This window comes from Rhodoglobus sp. G.S.4 (assembly GCF_056619605.1).
The window spans coordinates 694,871-716,413 of sequence record NZ_CM152748.1 but is presented as its reverse complement, the minus strand read 5'-3'; the positions used below and the strand labels follow the sequence as shown (position 1 = coordinate 716,413).

General features: G+C 60.1%; 19 protein-coding genes. 6 read left to right on the top strand and 13 right to left on the bottom strand.

The features are described 5' to 3' along the window. The first annotated feature begins 19 nt into the window (after positions 1-19). The 3 genes from AC061P_RS03500 to AC061P_RS03490 are packed head-to-tail and all read left to right on the top strand — an operon-like array spanning position 20 to position 3,416. Positions 20-1,189, top strand: a complete 1,170-nt coding sequence (locus tag AC061P_RS03500; RefSeq protein WP_449648723.1) for a CaiB/BaiF CoA transferase family protein — start codon at positions 20-22, stop codon at positions 1,187-1,189. Then, positions 1,186-2,013 carry an enoyl-CoA hydratase/isomerase family protein gene (locus AC061P_RS03495; RefSeq protein WP_480391843.1) on the top strand — a complete coding sequence of 276 codons (828 nt, stop codon included), beginning with the start codon at positions 1,186-1,188 and terminating at the stop codon, positions 2,011-2,013. Before AC061P_RS03500 ends, AC061P_RS03495 begins: the two co-directional genes overlap by 4 nt. A gap of 26 nt (positions 2,014-2,039) precedes the next feature. Next, positions 2,040-3,416, top strand: a complete 1,377-nt coding sequence (locus tag AC061P_RS03490) for an FAD-dependent oxidoreductase (protein ID WP_480391842.1) — start codon at positions 2,040-2,042, stop codon at positions 3,414-3,416. A 31-nt stretch (positions 3,417-3,447) separates the two neighbouring features. Here AC061P_RS03490 and AC061P_RS03485 read toward each other — a convergent pair whose 3' ends face one another. The 6 genes from AC061P_RS03485 to AC061P_RS03460 form a co-directional block, all read right to left on the bottom strand. Continuing rightward, complete coding sequence (locus AC061P_RS03485) at positions 3,448-4,326, bottom strand: DUF6807 family protein (protein ID WP_480391841.1); 879 nt, start codon at positions 4,324-4,326, stop codon at positions 3,448-3,450. Between the two features lies 1 nt (position 4,327). Continuing rightward, entirely contained in the window at positions 4,328-5,425 is a 1,098-nt protein-coding gene (locus AC061P_RS03480; protein ID WP_480391840.1) for a Gfo/Idh/MocA family protein, read from the bottom strand. Positions 5,426-5,434: 9 nt separating this feature from the next. Further along, positions 5,435-6,301: a carbohydrate ABC transporter permease gene (locus AC061P_RS03475; RefSeq protein ID WP_480391839.1), complete on the bottom strand. Its 867-nt coding sequence runs from the start codon at positions 6,299-6,301 to the stop codon at positions 5,435-5,437. Continuing rightward, complete coding sequence (locus AC061P_RS03470; protein WP_480391838.1) at positions 6,291-7,166, bottom strand: carbohydrate ABC transporter permease; 876 nt, start codon at positions 7,164-7,166, stop codon at positions 6,291-6,293. The genes AC061P_RS03475 and AC061P_RS03470 overlap by 11 nt, the downstream gene beginning before the upstream one ends. Before the next feature lie 135 nt (positions 7,167-7,301). Next, the gene (locus AC061P_RS03465) at positions 7,302-8,579 is read right to left on the bottom strand and encodes an ABC transporter substrate-binding protein (RefSeq protein ID WP_480391837.1); all 1,278 of its coding nucleotides are present in this window, start codon (positions 8,577-8,579) and stop codon (positions 7,302-7,304) included. A 265-nt stretch (positions 8,580-8,844) separates the two neighbouring features. Next, the gene (locus tag AC061P_RS03460) at positions 8,845-9,882 is read right to left on the bottom strand and encodes a LacI family DNA-binding transcriptional regulator (RefSeq protein WP_480391836.1); all 1,038 of its coding nucleotides are present in this window, start codon (positions 9,880-9,882) and stop codon (positions 8,845-8,847) included. A 169-nt stretch (positions 9,883-10,051) separates the two neighbouring features. Here AC061P_RS03460 and AC061P_RS03455 point away from each other — a divergent pair, with 169 nt between their 5' ends. Further along, on the top strand, positions 10,052-11,041 hold the full coding sequence (locus AC061P_RS03455; RefSeq protein WP_480391835.1) for a CPBP family intramembrane glutamic endopeptidase: 990 nt from the start codon (positions 10,052-10,054) through the stop codon (positions 11,039-11,041). Here the strand turns inward: AC061P_RS03455 and mfd are convergent. The 3 genes from mfd to AC061P_RS03440 form a co-directional block, all read right to left on the bottom strand. After that, positions 11,038-14,709 carry a transcription-repair coupling factor gene (gene mfd / locus AC061P_RS03450; RefSeq protein WP_480391834.1) on the bottom strand — a complete coding sequence of 1,224 codons (3,672 nt, stop codon included), beginning with the start codon at positions 14,707-14,709 and terminating at the stop codon, positions 11,038-11,040. The genes AC061P_RS03455 and mfd overlap by 4 nt on opposite strands. A 69-nt stretch (positions 14,710-14,778) precedes the next feature. After that, positions 14,779-15,363, bottom strand: a complete 585-nt coding sequence (gene pth, locus AC061P_RS03445) for an aminoacyl-tRNA hydrolase (RefSeq protein WP_449648734.1) — start codon at positions 15,361-15,363, stop codon at positions 14,779-14,781. A 26-nt stretch (positions 15,364-15,389) separates the two neighbouring features. Continuing rightward, positions 15,390-16,016: a 50S ribosomal protein L25/general stress protein Ctc gene (locus AC061P_RS03440; protein WP_480391833.1), complete on the bottom strand. Its 627-nt coding sequence runs from the start codon at positions 16,014-16,016 to the stop codon at positions 15,390-15,392. Positions 16,017-16,296: 280 nt separating this feature from the next. Between AC061P_RS03440 and AC061P_RS03435 the strand changes: the two genes are divergently transcribed. Next, a complete protein-coding gene (locus tag AC061P_RS03435; protein ID WP_449648736.1) occupies positions 16,297-17,013 on the top strand; it encodes a FadR/GntR family transcriptional regulator in 717 nt (238 codons plus the stop codon). Between the two features lie 25 nt (positions 17,014-17,038). On the opposite strand, the gene AC061P_RS03430 is transcribed toward AC061P_RS03435, so the two are convergent. The 4 genes from AC061P_RS03430 to AC061P_RS03415 are packed head-to-tail and all read right to left on the bottom strand — an operon-like array spanning position 17,039 to position 20,877. Then, the gene (locus AC061P_RS03430) at positions 17,039-18,082 is read right to left on the bottom strand and encodes an L-idonate 5-dehydrogenase (RefSeq protein ID WP_480391832.1); all 1,044 of its coding nucleotides are present in this window, start codon (positions 18,080-18,082) and stop codon (positions 17,039-17,041) included. Between the two features lie 57 nt (positions 18,083-18,139). Then, a complete protein-coding gene (locus AC061P_RS03425; RefSeq protein WP_449648738.1) occupies positions 18,140-18,913 on the bottom strand; it encodes an SDR family oxidoreductase in 774 nt (257 codons plus the stop codon). Positions 18,914-18,922: 9 nt separating this feature from the next. After that, complete coding sequence (locus AC061P_RS03420) at positions 18,923-20,332, bottom strand: GntP family permease (protein WP_480391831.1); 1,410 nt, start codon at positions 20,330-20,332, stop codon at positions 18,923-18,925. 23 nt (positions 20,333-20,355) lie between these two features. Continuing rightward, a complete protein-coding gene (locus AC061P_RS03415) occupies positions 20,356-20,877 on the bottom strand; it encodes a gluconokinase (RefSeq protein ID WP_449648740.1) in 522 nt (173 codons plus the stop codon). Between the two features lie 209 nt (positions 20,878-21,086). On the opposite strand from AC061P_RS03415, the gene AC061P_RS03410 reads away from it, so the two are divergent. Beyond that, positions 21,087-21,512 carry a pyridoxamine 5'-phosphate oxidase family protein gene (locus AC061P_RS03410; RefSeq protein WP_480391830.1) on the top strand — a complete coding sequence of 142 codons (426 nt, stop codon included), beginning with the start codon at positions 21,087-21,089 and terminating at the stop codon, positions 21,510-21,512. The last annotated feature ends 31 nt before the right edge of the window (positions 21,513-21,543 follow it).

The window sequence follows — 21,543 nt, the reverse complement described above, 5'->3', positions numbered from 1 at the left end:
CAACACGATTGGCTACACCATGCTTTCCGGCATTCGCGTTCTCAGCTTCACCCACTTCTTGCAAGGCCCCTCGGCGAGCCAAATTTTGGCAGACCTCGGTGCCGACGTGATCAAAGTCGAGCCGCCATCGGGCGCTTTCGAGCGCTCGTGGACGGGCCCGGGTCGAATGATCAACGGCGTCAGCCCGTTCTTCACACTCGCGAATCGCAATGTGCGAAGCCTTGCCGTCGATCTGAAGAACCCGGATGCGCTAGAGCCGCTTCTCGAACTAGTTCGATCCAGCGACGTGCTCATAGAAAGCTTTCGTCCTGGTGCCCTCGATCGACTCGGCCTTGGCTATGACACGCTGAAAAAGATCAACCCGCGACTCATCTACTGTTCGCTGTCGGGCTATGGATCTGACGGCCCCTACGTGGATCGGCCAGGCCAAGACGTGCTGGTTCAAGCGATGTCGGGGCTTGCTGCCGCAACCGGTCGCGCAGACCACGACCCAACACCCGTCGGCGCGTGCATAGTCGATCAGCACGCCGCTGTTCTCGGAGCCATGGGAATCCTCGCAGCGCTCCACGGGCGCGAACGCTCGGGCGAAGGCACGCGGGTGGAAAGCAACCTTCTCAATGCAGCGCTTGACCTGCAAATTGAGCCCCTCAACTACGCACTCAATGGATGGGACGACACGCGATCGGCAGCGGGAGTCTCTTCGTCGTACTACAAAGCTCCCTATGGGGTGTTTGCGGCATCCGATGGACATCTGTGCATCTCATTGACGAGCTTGGCTGCGCTTACCGCACTCTTCGACGACGAATGGTTTGCCTCCATCGGCGAAGAGAATTCCTTCGACCATCGCGATGAGATCAACAACCGCATCGCCGGCTACATCCTGACCCGCACCACCGCTGAGTGGTTCGAGATCTTTGACGAACACCGCATCTGGTCAGCACCCGTGCAGAACTACCAACAGGTGATCGCCGACCCCCAGGTGAATCACAACAACAGCTTTGACTCCTTTGAGCATGAGACTGCTGGTGAGATTCGCGTGCTTCGCCATCCCGTGAGCTATGGCGGCAACCGCCCAGGAATTCGCACGGCCCCACCCGAGCTCGGGGGGCACACTGCAGAGGTGCTCGCTGAAGTCGGCTACTCCGCTGAGGCGATCCACAAACTCACTGAGAGCAAGGCATTTCTGTGAGCGGCCCAGCGGCATCGACCTCGGGCCTCGAGTCTGCGGGCAACGACGAGCTCATCTCGCTTGAACGCCGCGACCGAGTCCTGCTCGTTCGACTCAACCGGCCGACAAAAAGAAACAGCCTGAATCGCCCCATGATTGAGGCGCTCATTGACATCTTCGCCGCCCTGGCCAGCGGCGCGGACGGAACCGACAGCGTCAGCGCCGTCATACTCGCCGGAAGCCCTGGAGCATTCTGTGCCGGAGCCGACATCGGCGGATACCACCACGCCTCAGCGGAAGCCCTCAACGAGTTCACGAACCGAGCACTCACGCTCGTCAACCTCGTTCGCTCGACCCCGGTTCCGGTAATCGCGAGCATCGACGGAATGGCCCTCGGTGGCGGACTAGAACTGGCACTCGCCGCCGACTTCATCCTGGCGAGCGACCGCGCATCGCTTGGCCTGCCAGAAACGCGCATCGGACTCATACCCGGATGGGGCGGCACGGCCAGCCTCACCGACGCCATTGGCGTTCGCCGAGCGAAAGAGCTCATCTTCAGCGGCGCCCCCCTCAGCGCCGAAATGGCGTATGCGTGGGGTCTCATCAATCACATCGCCGCCGCTGGCGAAGTGGATGCTGCAGCGCTCGAACTGGCGCAGCAGATTACTGAATGCGCTCCCCTCGGCGTTCGCGCGGCCAAGCGATCGATCCATGCAGCGACGTCCTCGACCATCGGCACCCCGACCGAAACCCAGGAGCTCCTGACGCTCTTCGCGACAGCAGATGGCGTTGAGGGAGTCGCAGCATTTGTCGAAAAACGGGCACCACACTTTTCTGGCCGCTAGGACACCCACGATAGAGAGGTCACCCCATGGCAAGCATTCCCGTCGAGACCGAGTTTTCCCACTGGCGCATTTCGAACGCGCACAGCCCTGATCATGACTTTCCGGTGTTAGCCGAAGTTGACGTGGTCGTCGTCGGTGCCGGTCCCGCCGGGGTGGCAGCCGCAACAGTCGCAGCAGAGTCCGGACTCTCCGTGCTCATCGTCGAAGGCTACGGGTTCGCCGGCGGGTCTGCAGTAGCCGGGCTATCCGCGACGATCTGTGGACTCTACTTGGCGTCAGAGACCGAGCGCGAGCCTGAGCAGGTAGTCCACGGATTCACCGAACGGTTTCGCGCGGCACTAGCCGCGCGCGGAGGCGTCACACCCCCACAACGCTACGGACTCACGTATACCGTTGCCCATGATCCGCTGGTCTGGCGTGAAGTCGCAGACGCGCTGCTTTTCAACGCTGGCGTGCGCGTGATGTACCACACCCAACTCACGGGCGTCATTATGGATGCCGACAAGTACACCGGAATCGTCGTGCATTCCAAAGCGGGAATGAGTGCCATTCACGCCCGCCGGGTTATCGATGCATCGGGTGATGCTGCGGCAGTTGCCCGCGGCGGAGGCAAGTACTTCTTTGGCGACGAGGGTCGCATCCAGAACCCGACCATGTTCTTTCGTCTTGGCGGAATTGACACCGACGCTTTTTGGGCGCAGTGGGGCGCCGACACTATCTCCCCACCTGCCATTACCGAAGCGATTGTGAGTCGTCGAGAGAAGGGCGCTGACCTTCCGCGAGAGAAAATCTGGGTGTTCCGGTCAACACGTCCTGGCGAGTTGTTGGTGAATGCCACCCGGCTCAGTGACAGCGATGGGCGGATGCTCAACGTCATCGATCCCGAGGATTTCACGATCGCTGAAATGCTCGGGCGCAAGCAAGTGCGGGCCTACGCAGAGTTCTTCGCTTCTGCCGTCGACGGATGCCGCGACGCGTATGTAGTTGACACGGGTGTTGAAGCGGGAATCCGGCAGACCCGCAGCATCGTTGGTGTCGAGACGCTCAGCAACGATCACGTGCTGGAATGCCGCAAGAGTGAGCACGGAATTGTGCGATCGCCGTGGCCTATTGAACTCCACAGCGGCAACCGCCCGAAGCTGCACTGGTTGCTCGATGACTACTACGAGATTCCGTACAACACGCTTGTTCCCGCCGTCGGCGAGAACATCATCGTCGCTGGCCGGTGCCTCAGCGCTGAACATGAAGCCCTTGCCTCTGCCCGGGTCACGGCACAGTGCTTTGAGCTGGGTCACGCTGCCGCTGTGGCGACGATACTGTCGCTCGAATCAGAACGCGGCTACCGCGACATCGCTGGCTCGCAAGTGCGCGAGATCATGGCCACCAACGGCAGCTCGCTCTAGAGCGGCTGCCGCTGCCTAGTGCCGCTGCCGGCTACTTCAGGAGGTCGTCGCGCACCGCAGCCGCATCAATCGTGCCGTCATAGATCGCGAGGCGGTGACTCAACTCGAGTGATCCTCCCGGTGGCACGGTGAAGGCGTTCTCGTAGGCCCCGGCCCAGCCGATCGCCGGAAAGTCTTCGAAACGGTAGAGCCACGCTTGGTCCCCCGTCGGCGACATGTCGGTGAACGCGAGCCCCAGAGTGACGGTGTCTCCCGCTCCGGTAGTTCCGGACACAACGAGAGTGCGTGAGCGCGCGCCGGACACCGAGATCTCCCCGGAGTCACCCCAGAGGGCGCTCGGGGTAAACCCTTCAGCAAGCCTCAAGAAGAGACCGCCATAGCCACCATCGGGGCGGCCGCGCTGTGCCGGAGTGGCGAGGGTTAGTTCAGCGTCGGTGACGTTACTCAGCCGAGAGTTGTGGTCGAGCATCCAGCCGACCGCTGACTCTGTGGTGTGCGACAAGCCGATGGTCCGCTGCTCGGTCAGCAACGGTTGTTCTTCGTGCCCCACCCAGTTGAGTTGTTCGACCCAGCCAACGTGGTCGCCAACGTTGTCGCGGTGTTGCCACCGTTCGTGGCTGATGCGCCCCTGGTCGGCAACAATCTTGTAGCCCTCATCGGGCCCGAAGTACGTGCCTCCGCCCCACAGGTTGTGGTCTCCCACGCGCGGAAACGCAAACTGCAACCCTTGATGCCAAGGATGATCCTCGGGAGCAAAGTCAGTGATTTGTGCCCCGCTGAGAGTGCGAAGCGGATGAAAATGTGGCTTGGGCGTATTGACGGCATCAATGTTCGCCCCGAGACGGTATTCGGCGATGGTGGCGTTGTCTGCGACGACATCAAGTCCGTCGCTGTGATCGGAAATACGCATGCTATTTCTTGGCCTCCGCTCGCGCCGGACCGCCAGCATCGATTGCTTCATAGAACGGATCCCCCGCCACAATCTCGCCGCGCTTGACGAGAGTTCCAGTGGCAGCTGACTTGTAGAGAGCGGTGAGAAACTCGATCGTTGCGCGGGCTTCTGCTACGAGCAATTCGGGGCGCTCCCCTGCGCGCCAGTGTCCCAGAATGTTGGCCAACTGTTCGCGGTGCGCCTGCTTTTCGCCCTCGGGCTCAGCCCAGTCGCTCACGACCTGGGACTGACCTTCGTCATCGATTTGGCGAACGGTCCACTCATCCATCAACGGCATATAGAGCGTCTCCAAATCGATGGTCGCCTGTTGTGCCGTGACTTGGATGCGGGTCTCCTGTTGGTGACTGAGCACTTGCGAAAGCAGCGTTGCCATCCCACCACCAGCGAAGCGCACTACGGCGGTGCTGGCATCCTCGACCTCGATGGGCCGATCGAGGGTGTCGGCGAATCCGGCAACGCTCGACCAGTCACCCATTAACCACAACAGCAGGTCAATCGCATGGTGCGCTTGGGTTGTGGTGGCGCCGGCGAACTCCGTCGCGAACTTGCCGCGCCAGCTCGTCTCCCAATATTCGGGACCCCGATACCAGGATGTGTTGGCGTACCCAGTGAGTACGGTGCCCCAGTCGCCGCTGCGAAGTTTGTCGCGCACCTGACGTGCACCACCCGAGTAGCGAAACTGCGAGACCGTGATGCAGGCTTGACCTGTCTCTGCTTCAACCGCGGCGATGCGGTCGACGGATGCCAGCGACCCGGTCATCGGCTTTTCGCAGAATACCCATGCTCCCGCGCGCATCACTTGGATGGCAAGAGGCTCGTGGGTGTGCGGTGGCGTCGCCAGCACGACGATGTCAGGATGCTGTTCTTCCATCATCACCGCGAGATCGCTGTAGAGCTTGTCTGTTCCGAATCGCTCGCCGGCTTCTGCGCGTCGTGCGTCATCAAGGTCGACGATGCCGACAAGTTCCGCTTGCTCGGCAAGTGCCGTAATAGCGGGGAGATGGGCTGCGGCACCAATGCCGCCTGCACCAATAACGGCTATGCGTGCTTTCTTCATAAAACTGGGCTATCCCTTCAAACCTGTTGTGGCAATACCACTCGTCAGGTACTTCTGACCTGCGAGGAAGAATCCGAATAGTGGGCCGAGCGAGAGAACAGCCATGGCGAACATGGGCCCCCACGAAGATTCACCGGTGGAGTCGAGGAACGAGTTCAGTCCAAGCGGCACCGTATAGAGACGCGGGTCACTCAAATAGATCATCGGAGTAAAGAAGTCATTCCAGGTCCAGATGAACGTGAAGATCGCGGTTGTCGCTAGCGCGGGAATGGTCAGCGGAAGGATGATTCTCCAGTAGATCTGGAATGGTCCAGCACCATCCACGCGTGCCGCTTGGTCTAGCTCAATCGGCAACCCGCGCATGAACTGCACCATCAGGAAGATGAAGAACGAGTCAACCGCTAAGAACTTTGGCGCGATGAGGGGCAGGAAGGTATTCACCCAGTCGAGCTGCGCAAACAGAATGTATTGCGGAACAATCACCACGTGGTACGGCAACATGATCGTGGCGAGCATCGCGCCGAACAGTACTCGGCGCAGCCGGAAGTCCAATCGCGCGAACGCGTAGGCGGCCAGCGAGCACGCAATGAGGTTTCCGATTACGGCGAGCGCCGCCACGATCGTGGAGTTCAAGAAGTAAGTCGAGAACCCAATGCCAGCGCCTTCCCAGCCGCGCTCGTAGTTGTCGGTGACTACCGGGTTGGGGATCAGTGAAACTTCGCTGAAGATCTGAGCCGTGTCCTTGAAGGAGCTCCCGATCATCCACAGCACTGGGTACAGCATGAGCATGCCGAACCCGATAATGAGAAAGTGTGCGAGTGCCTTGCGCGTCTTGCTTTTCTTCGCGCCGACAATTCCCGTCATGTTAGTCGTCATAGTGCACCCAATACTTTGAAAGCCAGAAGTTGATTCCGGTGATCGCGGCGATGACAAGCAGAAGTGCCCATGCCATCGCGCTGGCGTAACCCATTTCTAGGCCGGTGAACCCTCGTTGGTACAAATACAGGGTGTAGAACAGCGTCGAGTTTGCGGGGCCACCCGTTCCGCCCGAAACCACATAGGCCGGAGTGAACGCCTGCATGGCACCGATGAGTTGCAAGATCATGTTGAAGAGCACGATCGGGGTGAGCATGGGAAACGTGATGTGGCGGAAGCGCCCCCAAGCAGTGACGCCGTCGACGGCCGCAGCCTCGTAGAGGTAAACCGGAATCTGGCGAAGTGCAGCTAAGAAGATCACCATGGGCGATCCGAAAGTCCACACGTTCAAGACAATTAGCGTTCCCAGTGCGGTGTCCGGATGCCCGATCCACGATTGTCCGTCGATTCCGATGAGCGCGAGCACCTGGTTGATGAGCCCGGACTGACCAAACATTTGGCGCCACAGGATCGCGATAGCAACACTGCCGCCGATCAGCGACGGAATGTAATAGATCGAGCGGTAGATCGGCAAACCTTTAATACCGCGGTTGAGCGCCATGGCAACGAGGAGTGCGAACGCTAGCTGCAGAGGCACAGACACGAACACATAAATTGCCGTGACGCGCACGGACTCGAGATACTTCGGGTCTGCTGTAAACATGCGTTCGTAGTTTTCGAGTCCGACCCACTCGGGCGGGCTCAGCAGGCTGTAGTCGGTAAACGACAGGTACAGCGACACGAGCATGGGCCCGAAGGTGATGACGACGAAGCCGATCAGCCAGGGGGCGAGGAAAAGGTACGGAGCTGCGCGGTCGAGCATCATTCTGCGACGCAACGAGCGCGTGCCCCGAGACCGGGGAGCTTGTGCAGCTCCCCGGCCCGGACGCGACTCGGACCGTCCGCGCGTGTCAGCCGGAGCTGACACGTCGTTAGAGGTCTGAGGCAGTGTCATGGTGTGTTAGCTCAGTTCCTGTTCGGCACTTTCGATGAAGCTGGCAACAGCGTCCTTGATGCTCATGCGGTCGAACTGAACTTCTTGAGCGAGCTCTGCGAAGAGCGCATTCACGTTACCGGCGCCGGGCTTCGGCGGTACGGGAGGTGCTGCACCATCTTCACGAACACCATCGATGACAGTGAGTCCCTTGGCGGTGATGTCGTCAACATTGGCTGTTGCCGCGTCGCCCACTGCGGGGTTGGCGGGAACTCCGCGGTCGATGCCCAGGATGGCGTATGCCTCTGGGTCATTGAGCAGGAAGTCAACGAGCATTGCGGCTTCCTTCGGGTGCTCGGTCTTGGCACCGATCGCGATGTTCATTGCGGTGCGCAGGTAGGAGCCGGCCTCAGGGGATTCTCCGGGCATCCGGTCGATAGCAATTTCTGCCTCGATGCTCGACTGCACTGCTGCCATCTGGTTGGCGAAGATGAAGCCGGATGCTGCCTTGCTCGCGATGATCGCGTCGAAGGGCGTTGGGTACTCGGAGGTCAACGAACCAGGAGTCGCAGCGCCTGATGCGCGCAGGTCAGCCCAGTACTGCCAGAAGTCTTCGAGGGTGTCAGCCGAGAAGCCGAGGCCGTCATCTGTTAGGTAGGACTCGCCGTTTTGGTTGGCCCACACTTCGAAGACCTGGTACCCGGTCGACAAGTCGGTCACGCCGAAGGTACCGGCATCGGTTCCGTCGCTAACCTTCTTCGCTGCCGTAGCGAGGTCGTCCCAGCTCCACCCCTCTGTGGGGATCGAGACGCCTGCCTGATCGAACAGTTCGGTGTTGAAGATGAACGCCTGGGTGGTTAGTCCGAACTGCAGTGCAGAGAGTGACCCATCGATCGTGCTCGTGTCGAGCAGTCCCTGATCCCACCCGTCGAGGCTGAGGCCCTGGCTTGTTGCTTCGTTGAGGTCATAGAGCTGGCCGCGCGAAGCGAACTCGCGAAGCACTTCTTCATAGAGCTGGAAGACGTCGGGTGAGTTGTTGCCGGCAGCTTGAGTGAGCAGCTTGTCGATGTAGCCATCGAAGCCGCCGAAGTCACGCACTACTGTAATCCCGGGATTTTTTTCTTCGAACAGGTCGAGGGCTTCGTTGGTGAGTTCGTGACGTGAGTCCGTTCCCCACCAGGAGAATCGAAGTTCAACTTCGCTCTGCTCGGATTCGGCTGCTGGTGCACAGCCGACCATCGCAATACTGACCGCAACAGCTGCAGCCGCGGCGAGTGCTGCTCGCCGGATTCGGTTCTTAACCACTGTGTGTTCCCATCTCTTCGTTGAGAATTGCTGAGCCGATTGCTTGATCTGTGGACTGACCAATTCTTCTACCGGCGACGGGCCGTCGGTGACCCGGCCCTGCACGAAGCGACCAGGTCGGCCGCGTTGCACTGTGGCGATCCTAACCACCTAGAACCGATTCCGTCAACGATTCTGGAAAGGATTCCGGAAACTATGATTATTGGTCTCCCCCTTGTCAAGCCCGTCGGCCTTCGGCACCCAAAGAGCAGACAAACCAGTCTGCCTAGCTCTGTTCACCCAACGGAACAGGGCCAATACAGCCCCCGGAGCGATATTCAGTAGCGAGCACTACCTCCCGCGGATCTGCCCCCTGCAAGCTCTCCAAGATGAGCGTCGCAGCCACTGCTCCCAATTCCTGACGATCGCGCCAAATAGTGTCAAGCGCCGGGGTCATAAACTCCGCAAGCGGAACCGGGTCACACGTGACCAAGCTGAGGTCGGTGGGCGCGCTCAGCCCCGCCTCGCGCATGGCGGTAAAAACACCAACGAGAATCTGATTGCTTCCCGCAACTATCGCGGTCGGGCGCTGAGCTCGTGCCACAAGCTCCCGAGTAGCCTCTTCACCGTGCTGTGCGGAAAAGGACCCAGAGAGCACCTCAATCGACACTCCGGGATACGCTGCAGCCGCTTCCTGCGCAGCCGCAGCGCGTTCCATGGCGGGCAAAACGTTAGCGAGACCATTGATGAGGGCAATGCGCGTGTGACCGAGTCCAATGAGCTTTTCTACCACCTCGCTCATCCCCGCTCGGTGATCACTCAACACTCGCGAGGCGCCTGCCGTCCCCAAATTCCGATCGATCAGCACGGTAGGCAATCCCGAGTTAGCGATCGCGTCAACAATTGGTCCGCCGTCTTCCTCGCCGACCGAAACCAACAATCCATCGACACGACGTTTGATGAGCATCCGAAGCTGCTTCACCGCGATCTCAGGATCGTTGAGCGAGTTTGCGACAAAAGTTGAGTAACCCTGCGCCCGAAGCACCGTCTCGGCCCCGTGCGAGATCTCAGCAAAGAGTTGGTTCGAGATATCCGCAACGACAACGCCGATCGTGCGGGTCGCCCCCGTGCGCAAGCTCTGCGCCAGGACATCAGGCTCGTAGCCCAATTCTTCCACTGCCGCGAGCACTTTCTCGCGCATCCGATCACTAACATCGGGGTGGTCAGAGAGTACTCGAGAGACCGATGACATGGCGACGCCCGCCCGGTCGGCAACATCTTTCATTCCCGAAAGTTTCGTCTCGCTGCCTGATTGCCTCGTCACGACTCCTGCTTTCTTGCGCGTTCACACAATCGCGACTTCGTAGTGCTGCTGAAAAGAGTTGACTCACAGCATTGTCACCACCGGGCAGACTATTGCGGAAATCCTCTCTGGTCAACGATTCCGGTATGGGTTCCAGACCTTTACAGCAAACGCGTGACACCATTGGTGGATGCTCGACCCCACCAATCCCGTCATGCTTGCGCTCTTGTGGCTCACCCTCGTCGGGGTGCTGACCGCACTTGCCCTGCGCACATTTCGCCGGGATCAGCGCGAGTATCGCCGCTTCAAGAGATTTCGCACCACTAAGCGCCGCCAGCTCATGTTGCGCCGCTGGCTCCTCGTCTCGATGAGCCTGTTTGGCGGGATGGCCGTTGTCACGCTGCTCGCCAGCGGACAGTTCGCCGCTCCCCTGCTCTCTGAAGTGCAAGCGTGGCCCTGGGTCTCGTGGCTTCTCATGGTATTCGCGGCCCGCCCGGCAGTAACGACCGGGGTAATCATCGGTGCGATTATCGGCATCGTTGGACTCACTATTGTCGGGGTCGTTGCTGTTCGCAAAGAGGGTGACGAGATCATCAGCGTCGGCGATATTCAGTCGATTTTGCCCCGCAACCGTCAAGAGCTCGTTCTCGGCGGACTGCTCTCAATCAATGCGGGAATCGTCGAAGAACTGTTGTTCAGACTCGCATTGCCCGCCCTGCTCTTCGCTACCACGGGCAATGCCATCGTGGCGATTGTCGGCAGCGTGCTGCTGTTCGGGATCATGCACTCGTATCAGGGCGTCGCCGGAATCGTCATCACCACGGTGATCGGCGCGCTGTTCATGATGCTTTACGTGCTGACGGGCAGCATTGTCGTTGCGATAATCGCGCACGCCATTCTCGACCTGCGATCGCTCGTCGTGATCCCCATGGCGGTCAGCCGCGTTCACCTCATCGACGGTCGCCTCAACCCGCTCGCTTTCCCGCCGAAGCATGCGCCGGCAGATCCGCCGAGTGCCGTGCCAGATTCCCTAACGCCACCTGTTCCAGCGCCAGACTCCCCGGCACCAGACTCCCCAGCACCAGACTCCCCGGCGCAGATTTCTCCCACGCCGGTTTCCCCAACGCCGGTTTCCTCAATGCCGGATGCTCCGCGCGAGGTTGCCTCCACCGAAAGTTAGGGCTTCGCGGCCGTGCCGCCCTCTGCTGCTGCTACTTTCGCTGCCGCCGCGGTGTCTGCAGCGACCTTCTCTGCAGCTTCGGCGGCGAGAGCCAACTCTGCGAGCTCAGCCGCGGTGTCTTTAGCGCCAAAGACCGAAACGAGGAGGTCTTTCGTCCACTCGATCAGTTGACCGTCGCTCGCGCCCGTCGGTAGCGGGACAATCGCCGCTGCCGCAGCAGCGTGATACTTCGATCCCGGATACATGCGCTGTAGCCGTATCTGCTTTGAGTCGAGCAAATCTGCCGGCGCCACTCGCAGTTTGTCGCCCATCACGACGACCTCGCTGAAACCGGCCTTCTGTGCCATCCGTCGCAGTCGAGAGACGGCGATGAGGTGCTGCACTTGCTCTGGCGGTTCGCCATAGCGGTCGCTCAGCTCGTCAAACACGCGATCGATACTGTCGGCGGATGCCGCTGGCGCGCTTGCCGTCGACAACTTCTGATAGGCCTCGAGTCGTAGTCGCTCGCTTTCCACATAGTCTTCGGGAATGTTGGCATCGACCGGCAGCTCAAGGCGCAGCTCGGTTTGGCCTTCGGCGACATCACCGCGGAATGTCGATACGGCTTCGCCGATCATCCGCAAATAGAGGTCAAAGCCAACGCCGGCAATGTGGCCAGACTGTTCGCCTCCGAGCAGGTTTCCGGCTCCACGAATTTCGAGGTCTTTGAGGGCGATCTGCATTCCAGCACCAAGCTCGTTGTTGGCGGCAATGGTGTCGAGGCGCTCGTGCGCGGTTTCGCTGAGCGGCTTCTCTTCGTCGTAGAGGAAGTACGCGTAGGCACGTTCGCGGCCTCGCCCGACGCGTCCACGCAGTTGGTGGAGCTGACTGAGCCCGTACTTGTCTGCGCGGTCGATGATCAACGTGTTGGCGTTGGCAATGTCGAGGCCGGTTTCGATGATGGTCGTCGAGACGAGCACATCGAATTTGCGTTCCCAGAAGTCGACCATCACTTGTTCGAGCACGGCTTCTGGTAGTTGTCCGTGGGCAACAGCGATGCGAGCATCCGGAACCAACTCGGCAAGCTTTGCTGCTACCCGGTTGATTGAGCTCACTCGGTTGTGAACATAGAAAACTTGACCTTCGCGCAGCAGTTCGCGACGAATTGCCGCCGAAACCTGACGCTCGGAGTATGGTCCGACAAAACTCAGGATGGGGTGACGATCTTCTGGCGGTGTTGCCAAAGTCGACATTTCGCGGATGCCCGTGACGGCCATCTCGAGGGTACGAGGAATCGGGGTTGCTGTCATCGCCAAAATGTCGACGTTGGTTTTGAGCTTCTTGAGCGCATCTTTGTGCTCGACACCGAAGCGCTGCTCTTCGTCAATGATCACTAGTCCGAGATCTTTGAAGGCAATGTTTTTCGAAAGGAGGCGGTGGGTACCGATGACGACATCCACGGTTCCATCGGTGAGGCCGGCCAGAGTTTCGCGAGCCTCTTTGTCGCTTTGGAAGCGGCTAAGCGCTCGCAAGTGCACGGGGAAGCCGGCGAACCGGTCGGCGAAGGTCTCCATGTGCTGACGAACGAGCAGCGTCGTTGGCACGATCATCGCCACCTGTTTGCCGTCTTGAACGGCCTTGAACGCGGCACGAACGGCCACCTCGGTCTTGCCATAGCCCACGTCACCACTCAGCAGCCGGTCCATCGGAACGGGGCTCTGCATGTCAGCTTTGACCTCGTCGATCGTGGTCAGCTGATCGGGGGTCTCGGCAAAAGCAAAAGCCTCTTCGAGTTCGCGCTGCCACGGAGTATCGGCGCTGAAGGCATAGCCTTTGCTGGCCATTCGGGCGCTGTAGAGCTTGACCAGTTCGACGGCGATGTCACGAACGGCCTTGCGAGCCTTTGTCTTGGCTGCCGACCAATCGCTGCCGCCCATCTTGTTGAGCGTTGGGGCTTCGCCGCCGACGTAGCGCGAGAGCAGGTCAAGCTGATCGGTGGGAACATAGAGTTTGTCGCCGGGGTAGCCGCGCTTGTTTGGCGCGTACTCGAGCACGAGGAACTCTCGCTGTGTTTTTACGGCATTGCGTCCCCCCGTGCTCACTTGGCGAGTCACGAGTTCGAGGAACTTGCCGATGCCGTGGGTGTGGTGCACCACGAAGTCGCCACTCTTGAGCTGGATCGGGTCGACAACGTTCTTGCGCCGAGTCGCTAGCTTGCGCGTTGGGCGCGAGGCGTAGCCGACCGAACGACCAAAGAACTCACCCTCACTGAGTACCGCCAGCTTGATGCCATCAACCGCAAAACCGTGGTCGACGGATGCTCGCAGCAAATACGCAACGCCCGGTTCTGTCTCGGCCGGGAACGTCTCGACAGCACGACCTGAGAGTTCTCGCTCGGCCAGAAGATCGGCGGTGCGCTCAACCAGTCCGCTGCCCTCTGCAATGATCCCGACAGTCCACCCGTCAGCAAGCAGTTGAGCGACGTGGTCGAGAGCGCCATCTACCGTTCCCGCAAATGACGGAATTGCTGCGGCATCAATGCGCACATATTCGGATGCTTCTTCTGCCGTATCGAGCAGGCTGGCGGCATCCGCCTCGCCAGAGTCAAAAGTGCTGAGGGTCCACCACGGGCGCGAACCAGCCGACTCTCGAAGCGAATTGAGAGTAACAAAGTCACCAGCATCCAGATCGATGGGAGCTTCAGCTCCTGCAGTGGCAGCATTCCACGCTGCGCTCAAGAATTCGCGGTTCGTTTCTGCCAGGTTCACCGCGCGCGAAGAGACTTTCTCGGGCGACAGCACGGCGATAGCGGAATCCGCCGGGAGGTAATGGGTCAGTGGCACAAGTCGGTCGACCAGAGCGGGAGCGAGCGACTCCATGCCATCGACGGGGATACCCTCAGCGATCTTGGCGAGCATCGTCGACAGGCTCGGGAACTCGTGCTGCATTTCGCGGGCACGCTGGCGAACCGACTCGCTCAAGAGCACTTCGCGGCTCGGTACCAGCTCGGCCGACACAATATCGCCATCGATCGAACGCTGGTCAGCAACTGAGAATTCACGCAGCTGTTCGAGCTCATCACCGAAGAATTCCAGGCGAAGCGGATGTTCGTGGTTGGGGGCAAAGACGTCGAGAATTCCGCCGCGCACCGCAAACTCTCCGCGACGAGTGACCATGTCGACGCGGGAATATGCCAGCGCGATTAGTCGCTCAGACAGTGCAGAAAGATCGTAGTTGCGGGCGCCAGCGGTCAGCGCGATGGGCTCGATCTCCGTGAGGTTGTCGGCGATCGGCTGCAGTGCGGCCCGAACGGATGCCACCAAAACGAACTGGCCGACTGGATTCTCTTTCCAGCGGGCAAGGTCGCGCAGGGCCTGCATTCGCTTGCCGACAGTTTCGGCACTCGGGCTCAAACGTTCGTGGGGAAGCGTCTCCCAAGCCGGAAACTCTACAATCTGAGCGTCGGGAAGGTAGCTGGTGAGCGAGCGGCGCAGTGACTCAGATTCGCGGCCCGTCGCCGTGATCGCCAGCAGCGACCGTGGTTCGGCAGATTTGGTGAGTAACCCACCCAGTAGTGGTGCCCTCAACCCCTCGACGAGGGAGAAGTCTGCGCTTTGCTGCGAAAAACGAAGTGCGTTCTCCACAGTCTGGGCGCGCGAAAGCGCTGAGATAAGTCCGTCAAGAGTCACCGGAGGAGTCTACTCGCGGCTACCGACAGCACGGTGCGAGTTCACCCAGAGCGCAGCGAACCGCGAGTGCTACTTGCGTGGGCTGTGAAAGCGCAGCTGCGCGGCTTCGAGGCCGTCGCTCGCGACGAGAGCCACAGCATCCGCTGCATCTCCCAGCAGGTTGGGCAGCACGCTGCGTTCGTCGCTCGAGAAGTCCCGAAGCACGAAGTCTGCGGCGGGCTGACGACCGGGAGGTCGACCAATGCCGACGCGAACGCGAGTGAAGTCTGGCGAACCGACCGCTGCAGCAATGTCACGGATGCCGTTGTGACCACCATGGCCGCCACCGGTCTTGAGCTTGACGGTATCGAAATCGATGTCGAGCTCATCGTGAACGACAATGAGTCGTTCAACGGGGATCTTGTAGAACCGCATGAGTGCGGCCACCGGGCCACCCGAAAGATTCATAAATGAATTGGGCTTGGCCAGAATGAGCTTGGGGCCGTCACCAAAACTGCGCCCTTCAGCGACAGCAGCGTTGGCTTTGTGGTTCTTGAAGGTGGCAGAAAGTTCATCTGCCAGGTGGGCCAACACCATGTGGCCCACGTTGTGGCGATTACCGGCGTAGCCGGGCCCGGGGTTACCGAGCCCGACTACTAACCATTGGTCATCCACGATTTCTCGCTTGCGAAAGAATCGGATTATTCAGCAGCCTCTGCGTTTGCGGCAGCGTCTGCAGCAACAGCTGCGGCTTCTTCTTCAGCAGCTTCAGCCTCAACCGACGAACGCGGAGTGCTGACACCGATGACGAGAAGCTCGGGGTCGGAAAGAAGAACCGAACCGGTGATGAGCGTGACGTCCTTGGCGTAGATGTGCTCGCCCTCTTCGAGGCCCTCGATGGAGACGGTGAAGTACTCAGGAATGTGAGTAGCTTCTGCCTCAACCGAAACGGTCGGTGCGTCAAGGTTGGCGATGGTGCCGGGAGCCGACTCACCGGTGATGTGGATCGGGACATCAACGATGACCTTCTCACCCTTGCGGATGACAACGAGGTCGATGTGCTCGATGATCTGGCGTACGGGGTCCTTCTGCACGTCCTTGACGAGAGCGAGCTGGCTCTTGCCATTGATGTCGAGGTCCAGAATCTGGTTCGACTTGCGCAGGATGAGGCTGATCTCGTGTGCCGGAAGGGCAACGTGGATGGGGTCGGTGCCGTGACCGTAGATTACGGCGGGAATCTTGCCGAGTGCGCGGAGCTTGCGCGCCGCACCCTTGCCGAAGGACTCACGTGCATCCGTAACGACGTGGTTTACGCCTGGCTTAGCCATTGTTATCTCCTAAAGGACCAGTGGTCCGTGGTGGGCAGTCTTCTGCAAAGCAGTAGTGCCCAGATCATTGTCTGTAGTTCAACTCGAACGCCGGCAGATCAGATGTCTGCCACGTGAGGAAAAGCCCTGTGACTTGCCCGCCGCGTCGATAACGGAACTCGAAAGTTCCCTCGCCGAAGTTCAACTAGTCAGTGTACACGGATGATTGCGCCACAAATAGCCGGATGGGCTCGCCCGCGGCGGCGGCTAGCGCACGAGCGCCAACCACTACTCTTGAAGCATGTCCGGAGGCCTTCACGCACGCGTGCTCAATGAGCTAGGACTGCATATCGTCTCTGGTGAGATCTCGCCAGAATCCACGATTCTCGCCGAACAGCTTGAGGAACGCTACGGTGTCTCACGTTCCGTCGTGCGCGAAGCCGTGCGCGTGCTCCAGTCCCTAGGCATGGTCGCCTCGGTGAAGCGGGTAGGGATGCGCGTGCAGCCCATGTCGCAGTGGAGTCTCTACGATCCGCTCGTAATCCGTTGGCGCCTCGAACAAGCCGAAAATGGCCAGCAGCTACGCTCCCTCACTGAGCTGCGTAACGCCATCGAACCACAAGCAGCACAGCTTGCCGCTACCCACGCCTCCGATGAGACCAGCGGTGAGCTCCTCGCGCTGGCCGCGCGGATGCGATCGGTGGGGAGATCAGGCGACCTTGAACTTTTTCTTGAACTCGACATCCGTTTTCACTCGCTCGTACTGGCCGCAAGTGGCAACGAAATGTTTGCCCGCCTCGACCGTGTGATCGCCGAAGTGTTGACCGGCCGCACCAATCGCGGCCTCATGCCGTCGAAACCGCACGAAGAGGCCCTCCAACTGCACGTGGATGTCGCGGACGCCATTCAGGGCAAGCGACCAGACGACGCCTACGCCTCGATGGAGCGCATTATGAGCCGCACCATTGAAGAAGTTGAGCCGATCTGGGCTGGCGAACCGCGCATCTTCCTCGACTAGCTGTCGAGAGCTACCCAGCCTCTCACTAGAAACGCAGCAGCACCTTGCCACTGTTTTCCGAGTCCTTCGCGACGGCGAAAGCATCATGAGCATCCGCTGCAGCAAATTCGTGCGTGACGATGGGACCGACAACGAGTGAACCATCAGCTAGCGCCGCGATCACCTCATCGATCTCATCGTTGAAGCGGAACGAACCAACGAGCTCAAGTTCACGAGTAATCGCCAGCGAAATCAGTGCAGGCTGCTGACCAGAAGGTAACAACCCAACCATCACCACGCGACCGCCACGCGTGGTGCCGCGAACGGCAGACTCGAGACCGCGATAGCTGCCCGATGATTCGAAAACGATGTCTGCGTCGACGGCGGCGATCGCATCCGTCTCCGTTGCGTGCAGGATTGAGGTCGCACCGACCTGCGTTGCGATGGCGAGCGGACCGGCGAACATGTCAACGGCCACAATCTCGCTCGCACCGGCGCGCTTGAGAACCGCAACGATAAGAGCTCCAATCGGGCCGGCGCCAATAACGAGAGCACGTTTTCCGCGAACCTCTCCGGCGCGCGAGACCGCATGCCAGGCCACGCTGGCTGGCTCGACGAGTGCGGCATCGCGCAAGCTCAAAGAGGCGGGCAGTGCTCGCAGCATCCGGGTCGGCAAGGTAACGAACTCAGCGAAGGCGCCTTCGGTGTGCGGGAAGCGTGCCGCGCTGCCGAGGTAAGTGCAGGCTGGAGAAAGATTGGGGCGGTCTTCTGGCCAGCGCGGCTCAGCGCCGCCGGGGGTTGCGGGATGCACGGCCACAGCCGTTCCCGCCGCGGGGCCGCTACCGTCAGCGGCCTGCTGAATGACGGTGCCGACGACCTCGTGACCGAGAATCATAGGGGCCCTAAGGATCGACTCCCCCGCTGCGCCATGCGACCAGTAGTGCAGGTCTGACCCGCAGACCCCGCCGAACGCAATGTGAATCACGGCTTCATCGGCGGCCGGAGCGGCCAACGGAATGCTCTCCACGCGCAAGTCATCTTGAGCGTGAATCGTGACCGCGAGAGTGTTGGCGGGGGCTGCATGTGTCATGAAAATCTTTTCTGTAGAACTTAGCCGGGTTCGTGCCTGCGGCGATTCGGCAGGAAATTAAACGACGACCGTCATGCCGCCATCGATGAAAATGACCTGACCATTGACATAGTCGGAACCACTCGAGGCAAGCCACACTGCCGGGCCACCCAGGTCGGCGGGGGTTCCCCAGCGACCGGCAGGCGTGCGCCCGAGAATCCAGTTATTGAAAGTGTCATCGTCGACCAGCCCCTGCGTCATCTCCGTGTGGATGTAGCCGGGGGCGATCGCATTGATCTGCAGCCCGCCGCTCGCCCACTCCGCCGTCATGGCACGAGTGAGATTGCGGATGCCGCCCTTCGAGACCGTGTACGGGCCGATGGTCGGGCGCGCCAGATCGGTCTGCACCGACGCAATGTTGATGATCTTGCCCTCACCACGCGTTAACATGTGGCGCGCAACTTCGCGACCGACGAGGAACGCGCTCGTGAGGTTGGTGGAGATGACTCGGTTCCAGTCCTCCACGTCGAGGTCGAGCATCGGCTCGCGATGCTGGATGCCCGCGTTGTTCACGAGCACCCCGATCGCACCGATGGATGCCTCGATCTCGGCAATGGCGGTGGCGACAGCCGTGGCATCCGCTACGTCAAACGCGCGAGCGTAGACGCGTTCAGCCCCAAACTCTGCGCTGAAATCAGAATGAGTGGCAGCGAGCCGCTCCTCATCTCGACCGTTCAGCACAATCGTTGCCCCGGCCTCGGCGAGAGCTTGCGCGATAACTCGCCCAATTCCTCGGCTCGATCCGGTGACGAGGGCAATACGCCCACTGAGGTCAAACAGGGTGGATGCCACGGCTAGCTCCTAGAACATTCCGGCGACGAGGAAGATGACGAACGCGATCGCGAAGCCCATGACACCGATAAGTGCCTGGCCTACGGTCCACGTGCGCAGGGTCGTCTGAGTGTCCATGCCGAAGAAGCGGCTGACCAACCAGAAGCCCGAGTCGTTCACGTGACCAGCAAACACTGAACCGGCGGCGAGCGCGAGCACGATGGCAGCGAGTTCGACCGGGTTGAGGGTGGCATCGGCCAGCACGACGGGCTGAATGAGCGCGGCCGCAGTCGTGAGGGCAACGGTTGCTGAACCCTGAGCGACGCGGATGATCGCAGCAATCACGAAGCCGGCAACGATGAGCGGCATGCCGATCGATTCGAGTGACGTTGCAATGCTGGCGCCGATTCCGCTGGCACGAAGAACTCCACCGAACATTCCACCGGCACCGGTGATGAGGATGATCGAGCTAACCGGGCCGAGCGCACTGTCGACGATTGTCTCGATGAGGGTGCGCTTCTTGTTGCGCTTCCACCCGAGCAACCACATGCCGAACACAACGGTGATGAGCAGAGCGATCGGGGTTTCACCGAGAAGACGAAGAACCTGAACAAGGGGGTTCTCAAGGTCAACAGCACCGGCGGTAGCGAGCGCGTTGAGTCCCGTGTTCATGAAGATGAGCACGAGGGGAAGGAGAAGCAGGAACAGGATCGTGCCGAGCTTGGGGTCGGACTTGAACTCTGCTGCTTTCTCGTCGTCTTGGCTTCCGAACAGGATGTTGGGAATAGCAATGTCGAAACGCTTGCCGGTCCAGGTACCGAACTTGTAGCCAACGACGTACCACGTGGGGAGCGCAACGATGAGTCCGAAGATCAGAACGAGCCCGACGTCAGCGCCGAGAAGGCCGGTTGCGGCAACGGGGCCGGGGTGCGGCGGAACGAAGATGTGCATGACCGAGAACGCGACAGCGGCGGGGAACGCATAGAAGAGGAGCGATCCGCCGAGGCGACGAGCAACCGTGAAGATGATCGGCAGCATGACGACGAGTCCGGCGTCGAAGAAGATGGGGAATCCCATCATGAGCGACGCAACAGCCAGGGCTAGAGGTGCACGCTTTTCTCCGAAGCGTCGAATGAGGGAATCGGCGAGCACTTGTGCTCCGCCGCTCATTTCGAGCATCCGGCCCAGCATTGCGCCTAAACCGACCAGCAGGGCAACGCTGGCTAGCGTGCCACCGAAGCCTGATGTCAGCGTCGGAATTATCTGGTTGGTAGGGATACCTGCGGCGATTGCTGTAACGAGGCTCACGATGATTAGCGAGAGGAACGCGTGAACGCGGCCAACGATAATCAGCAGCAGCAGGAGCGCAATGGCTCCCGCAGCGAGAAGGAGCAGGCCCCAGGTGGGCAACTCCCAGAGCAATTGGAGATCGGTCATCATTGTCCTTATTTCTCTAGTGCAGCTCAGCCGACGTAGCGGTCGGTGAGGTCTTTTTTGATTGACCGGACAATCTCGTCCGGAGTCTTGGTGAGATCGACGAGCACTCCGCGCTCGTCGTCTTGGAGCGGCTCAAGCGTGCTGAATTGAGAGTCAAGCAGGCTATTGGGCATGTACTCGTGATTGCGGTGCGACTGACGTTCGGCGATCACTTCGCGGTCTCCGCTGAGGTGAACAAAAACCGTCGATGGAGCGTAGGCGGTAAGCAGAGTGCGGTATGAGCGCTTGAGCGACGAACAGGCGACGATGATGGGGTTACCTTCGGCGAGTTCGGCGCCAATGCGGTCGGCGATGATCTCTAGCCAGGGGGCTCGGTCTTCGTCGTTGAGAGCGTGACCGGCAGCCATTTTTTCTTTGTTGGCTCGCGGGTGGAGGTCGTCACCGTCGATGAATTGCATGCCTAGCGCTTGGCCGAGGGCAGCGCCGACAGTCGACTTACCTGATCCTGAGACACCCATCACGATGAGGGGTGGAAATTGTGAAGCCACAGTGTTCCTAACATTCGACGCAACGTTACGTCTGATATCAATCTCACTAGTGTGCCTTAAAGCAGACTTAATCAAAAGTCGACGAAGACATTTTCTCCTCTGAGGGGACGGATGCCGCACAGAACAGCCCTTGACGGGCACTTTTTATCCGATGAACTCTGGCCTATCAACCGCCACGGTGGGACGATTGGGCTACGGGAGGATTTGCCATGAGCGAGAATCTGAATGATCCAGTAGAAGAACTGAGCCTCGAAACCTGTTGGGAACTGCTTCGCACCGCCAGCTTCGGCAGAATCGCAGTCAGCTTTCAGGGTGAGCCTGAGATTTATCCGGTCAACTTCATCGCCGTCGACAACCGGATTCTGCTGCGCACAGCGGAGGGCACCAAGCTGCTCAAGCTGACCATCAACGACAAAGTCGCTCTGGAGACTGACTCCGTTGGCCCCCACGTTGCGTGGAGTGTTGTCATCAAGGGAACAGCCCGGGCGATCGAGTCTCAGACAGAGATCGATGTCGCCAACGAATTGCCGCTGCACCCACTGATCCCCACCCTCAAATACGTGTGGGTCGAGATCAGGCCAACCGACATCTCTGGTCGGCGATTCCAGCTAGCGCCGGAACCCGAGCGATACTAGCCGCGCTGCTGGAGAAACAGCACCAACGGAT